A 14,475-nucleotide genomic window follows, 5' to 3' on the forward strand; every position below is an offset into this window, starting at 1 on the left:
GAATCCCAGAGACGCTCAGGCATGTCGCCCGACTCAGCGACCCCGCCAAGCAAGCATTCACCAGCCTCTGCCTGGCCCGACTCCTCGCCGGCACCTGGACCGACGGTGCCCTCGCACTCGGATGGGTCCCCGCTAGTGGGCGAACTCGGTCACGGAACGCCATCGGTAAGACACCACCCGAACACCGAGCCGCGCTCCTAAGACAGGTCGCCGAACTCGCCCGACGGATGGATCGCTGCCCACCCACGGTGACCTTCCGCGACAAACGAACCGATCCCAGCGCCAGCCTCGCATCGATGTACACCCCCCCATGCGGAAGGGGGTGGTGCCCCTGTCCGGCTCAGGTCGGAGCAACTGAATCCCCGACCTCCGTATCGGCGAATGAATGGCCCACCTACGAATGCCATTGGTCGACGTCCTCGACTGTCAGCACCGCGCTCGACACGCGAGCGGTCAACAACACCCAGGCAGCAGACCAACAGAAACGGCAGCCCCATGAGCCCTAAGCGAGAAAGCCTTCACCGAACGACCTTGATCCTCATCCGCGAGGCCGAACGGTTCGAGCAGGCTGAAGCGGCAGGCGTAGAACTCATAGACCCGCTCATGGTGCGAATGACGAATGAAGTGTGGCTTGCAGGCGTGGTCATTTGCCTCATGAACGGTCTGGAATGCGAGGCATCCAAGACCGTGGACATCGTGCATGCCAACCGAGGACCCTGCCTTGAGGCCCGGCGCATGGGTATTGAGCCGTGGGAAGTCGCGCAGTTCATGAAGATGAAGATGGGCATCGCGGAGCGAGGTGACGAATGACCGGAGCTGACCCCACCAGTCATCACACCACCCAACTAACGGCCAGCATGTTGCAACAAACTCCACAAGCGAAAGTGGCCCGACCCGGTTCTCCGGAAATGCTGGTGTCCCGGGAACCGGTTACAGGTCAAGCTTCGGTCGAGCCAGAGTCAGTTGGTGAGGACCTCGACGACAGTGGGGAGGTATCGACGGACTTGCTCACGGTCGCTCTCCTGCTCCTCTGGCGACAGTTCTGCATAGGGAGTTCGTATTTGCTTCTCCCATCGGGAAACGAGTTCCGCGGGGATCACCAATGAGCCATCGTCCCGACGCTCACAACGATCGTGCAGGAACTGCTGCCAGCCAGCCCAGCGCTCGTGCTCGACTGCCGCCAACTGATCGATTGCGCGATCGTTTTCAAGTGCCGCTCGGACCCTGACCGAGTCCAGCATCAGATCAGGTCCCTCTTGACGAGCGACCAGTAGTGCTGACCAAGCACGGTCAGCTCGCAAGCCTTTGACTCCATGGCCGCGTGCCACATGTGCGGCGCCCCGACTGGCCGGACCAGGTTGACGCTCCTAAGTGCCTGCAGGACGGCGAAGTCCATGGTCTTGATTGGGTCCGGCTTCGGGATCGAGACCTCCTCGGACCCACTGCGCTCAGGTTCGTAGCCAGGATCCAATATGAGTTCGGTGGTGGGGTCCTCGAACAAATCGACCAGCTTGTGCAGCTTCCCGAGCTCGATTGGGGCATCGGCCTTCCGCAGCGAGACGAACTCTTTGACATTTGTCTTGAAGATCGGTCGCTGGGACCACGGGCCGAGGGACTGGTCGACATGTGCATAAACGCTGCCCGGCGTAACATCCCCGATGAGATTGGCCGCGGCCCCGCTGAGCGCGTCTATCAGCAAGCTCGTGAACACTCCTGAGCCGCCGGTCTCAATCGAATACTGGTTTGCGGCCGAAGCGGTAAGGATTGTGATGCCCTCGGAGATCTCTGCGACCTTCCCCGAAATGGGGTTGCTGCCGGCCGCTCCGCTGTGACAGCTGTCGAGGATGATCACCTTGTTCTTCGCCGGTGACTGGTTGGCGTAGCTCATGACGTCCGCGAACGAGAGGCCGTCGTGCTCGGTGGCAAAGTCGCTCGCGCAGAGGTAGCCGCCGATGCCGTCAATGTGGCCATGACCCGAGAAGTACAGCAGCGCGATCTCTGCGTCGTCCTTGAAGAGTTGTTCTATCGCTTCGCGCAGTTCGGCGCGCGTGACGTCCGAACCACCGCCGGTGCTCGTCATTAGATTGGGTTGCGCGAAGTTGCGGGTGCCGTCGGCGTTGCGTTCAAGGGTTGCCTTGACGCTGTACGCGTCGTTGACTGCGCCGTTCAGGGACCGAAGGTTTTCGTAGTAGTCGATCCCGACAATAAGCGCCTTCCGCATGTTCCCTGCCTCAGAGCGAGTCGATGAATGTCGAGATGTTCGCGTCGCTCCAGGCAACGGTAGTCACGTCGGCGAGCTGCGTCCGGTCATCGCTGTACGCCCAGATCCCACGGATCTCCTTGCCTTCGTCCTTCGCGCACTGGATCTCCCATCCCTGTCCCTCCGACGTCAGCGAGTTCTTGCTAACGAGGACGATCACACCGTGCGAGCGGCGGATGCGAGTGCGGACCTTGTCCTTCCAGGCTTCCTCGTAGGCCTCCTTCACCGACATGTCAACGAACTCGTACGGAGCGCGTGGGCTCAGCGACTGGCCCTTCAGAAAGTCCCGCTGCCTCTCGTCTTCGATCGCGAACGCCACGAAAACAATCTTCTTCTCAGTCATCCGAGCCGTCCCACCTGTTCGAGCCGGGTCGGTCTCGACCGCGTTTGAAGCTCGTGACAAGTCTACTGGCAATCTTCGACAACCCACTCGTGCGGGTGTCTTGTTGATTGCGGGTGCTTCGATTCTCCAACTCCGGTGAGGACAACCAGACTCCTCGGAGTAGGCGAGAGCCGTGTTCGTTGCGGCATTGTTGTCGAAACGCCGGCAAAATTTGTCTCAAATAGTGTCTGTACATGCCCAGCGAAGCGCCTCGGTGCGGTACTAATGGTCACCCCTCGGCCGGAGGGTCTCCATCGAGTACGACATCTCCTCCCGCCGTTCCGACCCAGGTGGGATCGAGCATTTGCTGGAAACAACCGCTGTTTCAATCTGTCTTGCCGAAGGAGTCGCACATGCTTAAACGACTGATGGCTGCGCTCGTGGTCGTCGGTGGGAGTTTGTCGCTCTCACCGACAATGGCACCCGCCGAGGCCAGCGGAACCCCGCTGACCATCGCAATCGGAAGAGTTGTCAATGCGCTAGGCGTCCCGGTCAGCGGCGCCTCGGTCGAGCTTCAAATGTGGCCGAACGACGCGACGTTGGATGCAGCGCAGGAAGGTGACCCCATCAACTTGGTCACTGTTGCGTCCGCCAGCACGACCAGCGGCGGCGACTTCCAGTTGGTCCTTCCAAGGATCTCAGACCTCGCGCCTGGTGCAGTCGGGGACAACGTCGTCGACTTCAGCCTCGTCGCTACTTCCCCGAACGGGGAATCAAGCCGCTTCGCCTTCTCACGCCGGTTGGTGAACACCAGCGTCTTGGGCTTGAGCGTCATTGAGGCCCTTGTGGACCCTGAGATGCCGCAGAACCTGATCAACACACTCATCTCCGGCCTCACGCAACAGGTTGTGGTGCCTCTGACTGGAGTGCTGCTTGGAAGCACCGGGATTGGCGGCATCATCGATTCTGCGCTCCCAACGGCAGACGTGGCGGCTGATGAGGTTCCCGAGTCCGAATTCGTCCCGGTCGAAGAGCCGGAGCCCGTGGTCGATAAGGCATGCAGCACCTACGTGAAGAAGGACTACGGACAGCGTGTCACTCAGGTCAACGCCGCTGGCGTTGGATGGAGCGGCGCGACCACCGACTTCGTCTATACCGATGGTGCAATGTCCACCCTGGGTGTCGGAGTTTCGACCAGCGGCTCCTATGGGTCCTTCAAGGCGAGCGGAACCTCGTCCAAGGAAAGGACATCGTCGGGCACACTTTCGACGGAGTTCCCGCTCAAGAGCACGGGCTACTGGTCCCGCAAGACGAACTTCCGATACAAGAAGTACGAGATCTTCTGTGTCTATTACGGCGGCGGCTCAGCGACCCAGTATGAGGCTCGGCCCAGCAACTACTCAGGCGGCGCGACGACCTACGGCTCCACTACGCTGCCTAACACCCCTCGTGACTATTGCGTCTTCCAAGAGACGGGCAGCGGCGCGACAAAGGCAACATCCACAGCCGTTACATGGACCAACGGTGTCGCGCTCAGCGGAGCCATCGGGATCGACGTTTCAGCTCGAACCGGGTACACGACTGACGCCAAGGTTTCGTTCAAGTTCAAGACCCAGGGGTGGCTTTGCGGCACGGGTGGCGATCCCGGCGGCACCCCAAGGACTCTCGTTGCACGCAAATACCGCCCGACTTCGTAGAGCGCTGTGTGAGGGCGTGGGGATCGCCTGCGCCCTCACACTCGTGCTCGGGTGCTCCTCGTCAACAAACGACGAGGTCACCAAGTCCCGTCCGCCAAAAATCGGCGGCCCGATACAGTCCAGCCCCGAAATTGGAACAAGCTGCCTCCGAGCACGCCCCGGCCCCGCGCACGCGTTCACAATGGGCTTCAACGTCGTGACCAACGCAGGCGACAAGCCCGCAGCCGTCACAGACATTAGCCTCCTCGACCCCGTGGCGCTGACACTCAAGGAGGCATGGCTGGTGCCAATGAATGGTGCAGCAGTCGGTGATCACAGCACGTTCCCGCCTCCCGAACAGATCATCACCGCAGCCGAGTTGGCGTGGGACCACCGGGAACCCATTCCGGGAGCAACGGCAGCCCGCGGAGTTCGATACAACCTCGTACTTCACCTCGACTCGGGATCCACCCAACCCTCAGCTAGCGGCATTCGGCTCACCTATGAGGTTGACGGAGAAGAGTTCGGGTGGCAGTCGGAGATGGGACTTGCCGTCCGTGACGTCTGCTGACGCTTGGCACGTCGTGTTGCGTCGCTTCCACAGAGGCCTCGCCCTAGCAACATGCCTCTTGGCAGCGGGCTCAAGCGCAACACAACAGGGCGCAAGCTTTGTTACGACTACGGCGGCACGCGGCGCAAACCTGCCATCCGTGACGGCACTAGTAAGCCACTCGGCGCTCCCGGACGACTTGCTCGGAGGATTCCGATGCGCGGCAATCCTCGTGGCGCCCGACCGCGTACTAACTGCTGGACACTGCGTAGCCAGACTCACCGCCGCCCACCTCGACGTGGTCGTCGGCGCCGACAACCTCTGCAGTACTGCCCCGATCAAGGGTGAGCGCATACGTGTGGCACGCATCCGGCGTTCCAAGGTCGCGGACATCGCGGACCTCATCCTCCAACACCCAACACATGTCGAACCAGTCCGCTTCGCCCATCCCGATAGTGACGGAGCGCAACTACTGGCCGTCGGATGGGGAAACCAGCGAGCCGCAAAGGACCCCTGCCGGCGTGTCACAGCGAACCTGGCGACAACCACCAAATCAGCATGCGACGCCGCGCTAGCAAGACTCGAACAGACGGAACGTCCCTGGCAGATCTGCGCGCTTCCCACCACCGGACGAAATACGTGTCAGGGCGACTCCGGCGGACCCTTGTTCGACGTCGCCGGTAGCGAACCACGCCTTATCGCGATCACCAGCCGCGGCATAGGCGGCTGCGGAGCCGACGACGTCGGTCTCTACGTGCGGATTGACCTCGACTCAAGCTAACTCGCGTTCCGACTATCCGACCGCTCTGCTGTGATGGAGGACCCGACTGTGATGGAGGACCGACGCAGAGCTAACGACGGGAGAGATCCAACTCGACTCGTCATGACTGGTCTAACCCAGACCGAGGCCCTCGCCGCCGTCCAGCCGAAGAAACAACCATGACCCTCAAGAAGCGCAGTCAGAAGGCATCGCCTCCCGACGCCCAAAAACGTGATCGATCAGCGGTCACTAAGTCCGAACTCGAAGCCTTCACCACCCACGCACGATGGCTCATCGATTACCACGACAAACGAGGCGACTCCCTCACCACCCGAGCCACTGCGCTCCTCGGATTCACCGGCGTCATACTCGTCCTTCTCCTCCGTGGCCCGATCCCCAAAGGCATCGACGTGTCGCTCTGGATAACCATCGCAGCCATTAGCACGATCGTCTGCCTACTCGCATGCGCCCTATGCTGCCTCCTCACCATCCTCCCCGGCCCCTCAACAGCTCCAGGCGTCGACGAAGTGCGCACCAAATGGATCGAATGGCTCGGCGGCGATGGCAGAGGAAAGATCCTCGGCTACGTGACCGACTCCTACCTGATGGCGCACGACACCGTCAGCAAGGATTTCCCAGTCGGCGCTGCCTACGCCCGAGCAGACAAGCGCGCCAACCGATTTGTCGCAGCCGCCGCAGCCATGCTCGCCGCCCTCGTCTGCCTCTCAGCGCTGCTCTGCCTCATGTACCAACAACTTGCCCACCAATAGGAGGTGAAACATGCCCGGCGACGAGGACGACTACGAATACACCACCACCGACGTTGGCCCCCGCGAACCAGATCGATTCGACAAGCGCGGCAACGAAACCCGCGAAAACGCAGACGACCGCGAAACCCGCGAACAGCGCGAACGCGGCTGACCGAGTCGTGGCCGGAGCGATCGACCGCCGACTGCTCCGGCCACATCACTCTCTTGCGCAGCGCAGTCCACTCCTATCAGTTGTCGCGACATCCTGTTCTCCCACGGCATCGCGAACATGCCCGCGGGGCGACCGTCGCCACCTCGTAGTGACCTGTGGCAGGCTTCCCGGACGCCGTGACATCGCACGGCTGGATCGGGACCCGTGTGAACTAGTTGCCGCACAATTGCGTGAAATGGCCGCACTGGGGCGCTGGATTGCGCGTACTAACGTCACTCCCAGCAACCCGGATTGCGGGGCCCGTCCTCCGTCGGAATCCGGCGGTAGGTTGACGTCAGCTACGCCGGAGGAGTGCAGATGAGCGAGCCGGGCGAGTTCCTCCAGGCACCTCCCGACCTGCCGGTCGTGGCTGGCCTGGCGGCGATCGCCGATGCGCTGCGCGCCCATGGTGTTGCGGTCGTCCAGGCCCCGCCGGGCACCGGCAAGACGTCGCTGGTGCCCCCCGCGGTCGCCGCCCTGATCGGCCCCGCCGGCCGGGTCGTGGTGACCCAGCCGCGGCGCATCGCGGCTCGCGCGGCGGCTCGCCGGATCGCGCATCTGCTGGGTGAGCCGGTCGGTCAGACGGTGGGGTACGCCGTCCGGGGTGAGCGTCGCACCAGCGACGCGACGCGCATCGAGATCGTGACCACCGGCGTCCTGCTCCGCAGACTTCAGCGGGACCCGGCCCTCCCCGGCGTCGCCGCGGTCGTCCTTGACGAGGTCCACGAACGGCAACTCGACGCTGACCTGACCCTGGCCCTCCTGGTCGACGTGCGCGAGAACCTCCGCGACGACCTGCTGCTGGTGGCGATGTCCGCAACGGTTGAAGCAACGCGGACCGCGGCCCTGCTCGGCGACGCGCCCATCGTGACCGTGCCGGGCGCCTTGCACCCGGTGGTCGAGGAGTGGTGCCCGCTGCCCAGCGGCGTACTCCGCTCGGACGACCGGGGTGTCACACCGCGCTTCCTGGACCACGTCGCCGCGTGTGTACGGCGCGCGCTGGAGGAGCAGCCCGGGGACGTGCTGGTGTTCGTGCCCGGCGTCGGCGAGGTGTCCGGCGTGGTCCGGCGGCTCGGCGGCTCCGGAGTCGACGTACTCCCGTTGCACGGACGGCTCACCTCCGCCGAGCAGGACCTGGCCCTGACCGGCGGGCCACGGCGACGGGTCGTCGTGTCCACCGCCGTCGCAGAGTCGTCACTCACCGTTCCCGGAGTCCGCACCGTCGTTGATGCGGGACTGTCCCGCGAGCCTCGCACCGACCACCGTCGCGGGCTGGCCGGGTTGGTGACCGTCCGGGTCAGCCGGGCGGCCGCCGAACAGCGGGCCGGGCGGGCCGGCCGCGAGGGCCCGGGAGCGGTCTATCGCTGCTGGTCGCTGGCCGAACACTCCCACCTCTCCCTGCACCCGGAGCCCGAGATCGCCACGGCCGACCTCACGTCGTTCGCCCTCGAACTCGCGGTCTGGGGCAGCACCGACGGAGCGGGGCTGGCCCTGCTGGACCCACCGCCCGAAGGCGCCCTGTTCGTCGCGCGGGCCACCCTGCTCGACCTCGGGGCCGTCGACGACAAAGGGGCTGTCACGGACCGTGGCCGGGCCATCTCCCGCATCGCTGCCGATCCGCGGCTCGCGCGCGCGCTGCTCGACGGCGCCTCCGTCGTCGGGGCACGGCGTGCCGCGGAGGTCGTCGCACTGCTGTCCGAAGACGTCCGCAGCCCCGACGGTGACCTGGTCGCAGCACTGCGGTCGCTGCGCCGGGGCGGACCGGCGTCGTCGGGCTGGTCGTCGGTCGTACGACAACTGCAGGCCGCGCTGCCGCCTGACGTCCGTTCGCACGACGGCGAGCATGGCCTGACCGACGACGTGGCGGTCGGCCTCGTCGTGGCCCTTGCCCACCCGGGCCGGGTCGCGCGCCTGCGTCGCGGAACGACTGCCTACCTGATGGCCTCCGGGACGGGCGCCGTCTTCGGTCCGGGAGGGTCCGCCCTGGTCGGGCAGCCCTGGCTCGCGGTCGCCGACGTGGACCGCCGGCCCGGCATGCGGGACGCGACGATCCGGTCCGCGGCACCGCTGTCGGAGGCCCTGGCGCTGGAGGCGGCCGCGGCCCTGTGGCACGAGGACGAACAGGTCGACTGGGTTGACGGGCGCGTCGTGGCGCGGCGCAGCACCCGACTCGGAGCGATCGAGCTCACCACCGCGGGTCTGGAGTCGCCGGCACCGGAACTCGTCGCGGCTGCCGTGCGCGACGGCCTCCGGATCGAGGGGGTCTCCGTACTGCCCTGGACCGAGGCGTCGTCCGCACTGCGCGATCGGATGGCCTTCCTGCACAGAGCCCTGGGCCCTCCGTGGCCCGACGTGTCCGACGAGGCGCTCGCGGCGGGAGTCGAGTCGTGGCTCGGACCGGAACTGAGCCGCATCCGGGGAGTCCGCGACCTGCGCCGCGTCGACGTGCTCTCCGCGCTCCGGCGCCTTCTGCCCTGGCCCGACGCCGGGCGTCTCGACGAGCTGGCACCGGAGCGGGTGCAGGTGCCGAGCGGGTCGCAGGTGCGGGTGGCGTACGGCGAGGAGCAGCCCGTCCTCGCCGTACGCATCCAGGAGGCGTTCGGTTGGACCGCCACCCCTCGCCTCGCGGACGGTCGCGTGCCGCTCCTGTTGCACCTGCTCTCACCCGCCCGCCGGCCGGCCGCGGTGACCGCGGACCTGGAGTCGTTCTGGCGCACCGGCTATCCGGCTGTGCGGGCCGAGTTGCGAGGGCGTTACCCCAAGCACGCCTGGCCCGAGGACCCCTGGACCGCACCACCCACCCGCGGCGTCCGCCGCACCTGATGGCGGGTGGGCGACAGCCACGTGCTGGGGTTCCCAGCAACGCAACCCGCCAGTAACTTGTCCTCCAAGGCCTTGTGACGCCAGTCACATCACGGGAGGAAAGGGAGCCGCCATGCGCTCGTTCAGGAAGTTGCTCGTCACCGTGGGGGTGACCTTCTCGGTGCTCGTCGGGGGAACGCTGCCGGCACAGGCCGCCGTACCCGAAGGCGGTCTCAGCGAGGCGGTCTACAACTACCTCCACCGGCCCGACTACCTGCCCGGCGGCAATGACTGGACCTGCAAGCCGACTGCTGCCCGGCCCCATCCCGTCGTGCTGGTGCCTGGCACCTTCGCGAACCTCGGCGCCAACTTCACCAAGCTCGCGCCGCGCCTGAAGAACAACGGCTTCTGCGTCTTCGGTCTCAACTACGGCATGACGGCTCTCTCCAACGGCCGGGTCGGGGGCCTCGGCCCGATCGTGGACTCTGCCCGTGAGCTCGACGCCTTCGTGGCCAGGGTGCGCACCGCGACCGGCGCCGCCAAGGTCGACATCGTCGGGCACTCGCAGGGCGGCAACGTCCCCATCTACTGGATGAAGCGGATGGGCGGCGCGGCCAAGACGGCCCACTACGTCGGCCTGGCGCCGTCCTCGCACGGGACCGACCTCAACGGCCTCGTCGACCTGGCGGAGGACCTCGACTCGCTGGGCTTCATCAACGACGCGTCGGCCTACCTCGGCACCCGTGGGGTCACCGACCAGATGGTGACCAGCGATTACACGAAGGCGCTCTGGGCCGACACCAACACGGTCCCCACCGGCCCGAAGTACACCGTCATCATGTCGCGCTGGGACGCCGTCGTGACGCCGTACTCCAGCCAGCGGCTCGCGGGCACCAACGTGCGCAACCTCGTCGTCCAGGACTACTGCTGGAACGACAACATCGGTCACGCGGGTCTGGCATTCGACGGACCGACCATGCAGCTGACACTGAACGCGCTCACCGACGGACCGTCCTGGTTCTACCCCGTCTGCTGGGACTACGGCATCCAGTGGCTGTGAACTGAGCGGCCAGCGCACGGATTCCGACCGATCATCGTTTGCTGCACCTCGACAATCTGCGAACTCGTCCGACACGGACGTCCGGGAACTAGGATGGGTGCCCTTGTGCGGCGAGGCGCCCACGAATCGCAGTGGGAGGGTCTCGATGTTTCTCGGGCGCAGCGTCGGTGGGGTTCTCCTCATGGCACTCATCGGTTCGGGGGTCGGGCTGGCGCCCGCTCGAAGCGCAGCAGTCGACGTCGCGGTAGTCGCGGAGTCATCTGACGGGGTCGTCCTGCCGGTGGCCTACCGGAGCGACCCGCCGCAGGCCGCGTCGCGGGGTTCATCGACGTTCGCGCTCAGTCCGGTGACGACCATCGAGGGGACCGATGAGCTGCATAGGAAAGTGATCCGTGTGTCTGACGGCGCGGTGGTCCGCACGGTGCGCGTGGCCAGCCTGACGACGTCGTTCGACTTGCCGTCCATCGTGGGCGACCACCTGGTCACCCGGGCGACCGCGGGCTCGGGCTCGGGCAAGACGGTGACCGTCGACAACCTGACGTCCGGGCTGGTCCACGCCTACACCATTCCTGCCCACGAAGCGGCGGTCACCTACCCGGACTGGGCGGTGACGACGCAGCGTTTCAACGACGGCCGGAGGGGTGTGTTCCTTCACCGAGCTGACGGCACGAGCTCGGCGATCGCGGGGCCCTACCCGTTCTGCTCGACCGTCAACCTGTGGGACAGCGACGAGAGCGGGGTCATCTTCAGCCTCAGTTGTGGCGATGACCAGGGTCGCTTCCTGTTTGATCCCGCCACTGGCTCCGTCGAGTCGGCGCCGGGGTTGGTGCTCACCCCCAATCGCGTCCTGAACCTGCGCCCTGTCCCGGGCGAGCAGGAGGTGACCTGGGCTCCGCGGACAGATCTGACGCAAACGCACACGACGACGGTGGCGGTGGACCAGGGGACGACCCTCAAGGTGCTCGGCGATGGTCTGGTGGCTGACGAGCCGCAGCCTTGCGATGCCACTCGTTGCGGTGCCGACCTGCGCGCCGTCGACCTGGCGACTGGATCCCTGGGCGAGGTCCTGTTGTCGCACGCCGTCGCGAAGTTGTCGGCAAGCGATGGCAGCTTGCACGTCACGGTCGACGACGGTGGGACCGGTGAGCTGGCACTTCTCCGGGCGGGCGAGGAACCGCGGTTCTTCACCACACTCCCGGCCCAACCGGTGGAGCCGCTCGACGTGGGATTCTCCGGGGACCGTGTCGTGGTGTCGTCGCGCGAGATCAGCACCGACCCCGTCCGGGAGTACGCCGGCAGTGCATGGTCGGCGGTCGATGACCCAGTGACGGGTCTGCCCCTCTCCCAGAGCACAAGGCGCCGCGGCGGCCTGCTGGTGGCTGGCGACAGCATCGCCACCGAGAAAGCTGCCGGGCTGTGGAGGGTCGTCTGGCCGGACGGCGCCCGGACCGTGGAGTCCTCGGCATTCACGCTGGGTCACCGAGGTCAGCTGGTCGGACTCACTCGCTCTGACGATGGGCTGTGGCGGACCGACGTGCAGGACCTGCGCACCGGCGCGCAGGTGTGGTCCGGGGTAACCCCCGACTCGTCGGGCCCGGCTCTGGACGGCACCTGGGTCTGGCGCCTCGCCGATGACCACACGCTCGAAGGTGTCGACACCTCCCAACCGGGACCCGTCCGACAGGTGGGTCTCGGCTCCGAGTGCTTCGCCTCAGGACTGCAGGTCCGGGGCCGCTGGGCGCTGGTCAATTGTGGGAGCCAGCCCACGCTGTTCGATCTCGATGGTGGCGCGGCGCCCCGCGTCCTCCTCGACTACCTCGACGGGTCCACCTCTTGGCGCCTCGGCACCGACTTCGCCTACACCGTGTCGAGCTACCGGGTCCCTGCAGTCAGGGTGACGGACTTCTCCTCGACGCATGTCACGCGTGAGATCGGACAAGGGGTGGTGCACGTGGTCGCGGACGACGCGGGGAGCCATACGCTGGTGTGGACGGACGCGTTCGGGCGACTCACCCGTACCGACCTGGACTGGGTGACGGTCCCGCCGCTACTCACTCCCGATCGAACGGCACCGCGGCTGGTCTCCAGCAGCGGTTCGGCTCGCTACGTGCGTGGCGTCGACGGCCGACGCGCCGTGAGCGTCGGCTGGAGGTACTCCGACCCGGTCCGCAGCGGCGAGGTCGCTCCGTCCGGCGTCGCCTCGTACGACGTGCGGTGGCGCACCGCTACGCCGGCCGGTGCCTGGTCGGCGTGGTCGATGGTCTCCCGCTACACGCAGACTTCAATGACCCGGACCTTCCGTGACGAGCAGACAGCCTGTTTCCAGGTCCGCGGCAGGGACCGAGTTGGCAACCTGTCCTCGTGGTCGACGAGCAGGTGCACCACCATCGACGGGGAGCCTCCGGTCCTGACCCGCGCCTCCATCGACACGTCGCGGTTCGACCGGCTTCTCTTCCGTTACCGCGCAACGGACACCTACGGCATCAGCCACTACGTCGTTCGCTACCGCCTGGGCTCCAACTCCGCGCCGTGGATGGCAAGCGCGAGGTGGCTCCACCTCACCCAGACGTCCGTCAGTCGCGTTCGAAGCCCCAGCCGCACCTGTTTCAAGGTCACTGCGGTGGACCGTGTCGGCCACCGCGACACCGCGATCAGGTGCGTACGCGGCAGGTAGCGGACCGATCACTTCTCCGCAGCTCGACCGTCGTTACCTGCGACAGTTCAAGCGACCACAGGAGTGAACCGTGGAGACAACCGCACCAACCCCGACCGGGCCGATCGGCGCCGATGAAGCCGAGTTCATGCAGGCAGCGCGCACCGATGACGGTGGTCGGTTCGCGTTGCTCACCGAACGCTTTCGACGCGAACTGCTGGTCCACTGCTACCGCATGCTTGCGTCGTACGACGACGCGCAGGACCTCACGCAGGAGACCTTCCTTCGCGCGTGGGCGAAGCGGGAGTCCTTCCAGGGGCGGGCGTCGTTGCGCACCTGGCTGTACCGGATCGCGACCAACGCCTGCCTGGACTTCATCGAGAAGAGGCGTGACCGTACGCCCGTGCCGGCCGATCTGCACGGCGTGGGCGGGACGGGCACGGAGGTGCTCTACCTGCAGCCGTGGCCCGATGGCCAGCCGGACGACCCGTACACCCAGGTCGTGGCCCGGGAGACCATCGAACTGGCGTTCATCGTGGCCGTGCAGCACCTGCCCGCACGGCAGCGCGCCGTACTCATCCTGCGCGACGTGCTCGGCTGGCCGGCCCAGCAGACGGCCGACGCCCTTGAACTCACGCTGGCCTCGGCCAACAGCGCGCTCGCGCGGGCCCGGGCCACGATGCGCCAGCACCTGCCGGATGGTCGGCTCGACTGGAGTGCCCGCGCGGGGCAAGGGTTGAGCGAGGCGGAGCAGACCCTGGTGTCGAGGTACGTCGAGCATCTCGAGAACCTCGACCTCGACGGGTTGGCGGACCTCCTGCGCGACGACGTGAGGTTCGCGATGCCGCCGCAGGTCGGCGTGTGGGTCGGTCGCGCAGCGGTCGTCCAGACCTGGATCGACGGCGGGCTCGACAAGCTGGAGCCGACCGCGTTCCGGTGCCTGATCACGACGGCGAACGGCCAGCCGGCCGTGGCGGCGTACCACCGTTCGCCCGGCGCCACGACCTACGAAGCGCTGGCCCTGGACGTGCTGCGGGTCGAGGGTGGGCTGGTCGCCGAGATGCTCACCTTCGGGCCCGAGATGTTCGAGCGCTTCGGCTTGCCGGAGGAGCTGTGAACCGAACCTGCCGGGCGTCGTACCAACCAAATTCGGGGCACCTCGGCTGATACCGCCCCGAAAATGGTTGGTACGACGCACACGAGTGACGTGCGACTGAGGGTTGCCTGAGTTGGCCCTGCTAAGTTCGCAGCGCCAGTCGTACTCCGAAGGGAGTCAGGGAACCCGGTGAGAATCCGGGACTGACGCGCAGCGGTGAGGGTGACGGGCGAGGCACTTTGCCACTGGATCAATGCGATCCGGGAAGGCGCTTCGTCTGGATGATCCCGAGTCCGAAGACCTGCTGGCCGTGGGCGACAACGTCCGCGTGATCTG

Annotated in this window: 12 protein-coding genes and 1 riboswitch; of the genes, 9 read left to right on the forward strand and 3 right to left on the reverse strand. The window is 66.2% G+C overall.

Annotated elements, in window-relative coordinates:
- Nucleotides 1–531 precede the first annotated feature (531 nt).
- Nucleotides 532–810, forward strand: a complete 279-nt coding sequence (locus tag HRC28_RS02895) for a hypothetical protein (RefSeq protein WP_182378697.1) — start codon at nt 532–534, stop codon at nt 808–810.
- A 149-nt stretch (nt 811–959) separates the two neighbouring features.
- On the opposite strand, the gene HRC28_RS02900 is transcribed toward HRC28_RS02895, so the two are convergent.
- From HRC28_RS02900 to HRC28_RS02910, 3 genes are read right to left on the reverse strand one after another with little or no spacing between them, the layout of a single operon-like run.
- Nucleotides 960–1,241 carry a hypothetical protein gene (locus HRC28_RS02900; RefSeq protein ID WP_182378698.1) on the reverse strand — a complete coding sequence of 94 codons (282 nt, stop codon included), beginning with the start codon at nt 1,239–1,241 and terminating at the stop codon, nt 960–962.
- Nucleotides 1,241–2,221, reverse strand: a complete 981-nt coding sequence (locus HRC28_RS02905) for a caspase family protein (protein WP_182378699.1) — start codon at nt 2,219–2,221, stop codon at nt 1,241–1,243. Before HRC28_RS02905 ends, HRC28_RS02900 begins: the two co-directional genes overlap by 1 nt.
- 10 nt (nt 2,222–2,231) lie before the next feature.
- Entirely contained in the window at nt 2,232–2,603 is a 372-nt protein-coding gene (locus HRC28_RS02910) for a TIR domain-containing protein (protein WP_182378700.1), read from the reverse strand.
- Between the two features lie 392 nt (nt 2,604–2,995).
- Between HRC28_RS02910 and HRC28_RS02915 the strand changes: the two genes are divergently transcribed.
- From HRC28_RS02915 to HRC28_RS02955, 8 genes are all read left to right on the forward strand, one after another.
- Nucleotides 2,996–4,279, forward strand: a complete 1,284-nt coding sequence (locus HRC28_RS02915; RefSeq protein ID WP_182378701.1) for a hypothetical protein — start codon at nt 2,996–2,998, stop codon at nt 4,277–4,279.
- A 181-nt stretch (nt 4,280–4,460) separates the two neighbouring features.
- On the forward strand, nt 4,461–4,829 hold the full coding sequence (locus HRC28_RS02920) for a hypothetical protein (protein ID WP_182378702.1): 369 nt from the start codon (nt 4,461–4,463) through the stop codon (nt 4,827–4,829).
- Between the two features lie 918 nt (nt 4,830–5,747).
- Nucleotides 5,748–6,338, forward strand: coding sequence for a hypothetical protein (locus HRC28_RS02930; RefSeq protein WP_182378704.1), 591 nt, complete (start codon nt 5,748–5,750; stop codon nt 6,336–6,338).
- A 10-nt stretch (nt 6,339–6,348) separates the two neighbouring features.
- Complete coding sequence (locus HRC28_RS02935; RefSeq protein WP_182378705.1) at nt 6,349–6,489, forward strand: hypothetical protein; 141 nt, start codon at nt 6,349–6,351, stop codon at nt 6,487–6,489.
- A gap of 357 nt (nt 6,490–6,846) precedes the next feature.
- Nucleotides 6,847–9,351 carry an ATP-dependent helicase HrpB gene (hrpB, locus tag HRC28_RS02940; protein ID WP_182378706.1) on the forward strand — a complete coding sequence of 835 codons (2,505 nt, stop codon included), beginning with the start codon at nt 6,847–6,849 and terminating at the stop codon, nt 9,349–9,351.
- Between the two features lie 112 nt (nt 9,352–9,463).
- The gene (locus tag HRC28_RS02945; protein ID WP_182378707.1) at nt 9,464–10,390 is read left to right on the forward strand and encodes an alpha/beta fold hydrolase; all 927 of its coding nucleotides are present in this window, start codon (nt 9,464–9,466) and stop codon (nt 10,388–10,390) included.
- Nucleotides 10,391–10,571: 181 nt separating this feature from the next.
- Nucleotides 10,572–13,064, forward strand: a complete 2,493-nt coding sequence (locus HRC28_RS02950) for a hypothetical protein (protein ID WP_182378708.1) — start codon at nt 10,572–10,574, stop codon at nt 13,062–13,064.
- 70 nt (nt 13,065–13,134) lie between these two features.
- A complete protein-coding gene (locus HRC28_RS02955) occupies nt 13,135–14,160 on the forward strand; it encodes an RNA polymerase subunit sigma-70 (RefSeq protein WP_237111676.1) in 1,026 nt (341 codons plus the stop codon).
- 119 nt (nt 14,161–14,279) lie between these two features.
- Nucleotides 14,280–14,463, forward strand: a riboswitch (cobalamin riboswitch).
- Nucleotides 14,464–14,475 lie beyond the last annotated feature (12 nt).

Origin of the sequence: Nocardioides sp. WS12, from assembly GCF_014108865.1 — a bacterium.
Taxonomy (GTDB): Bacteria; Actinomycetota; Actinomycetes; order Propionibacteriales; family Nocardioidaceae; genus Nocardioides.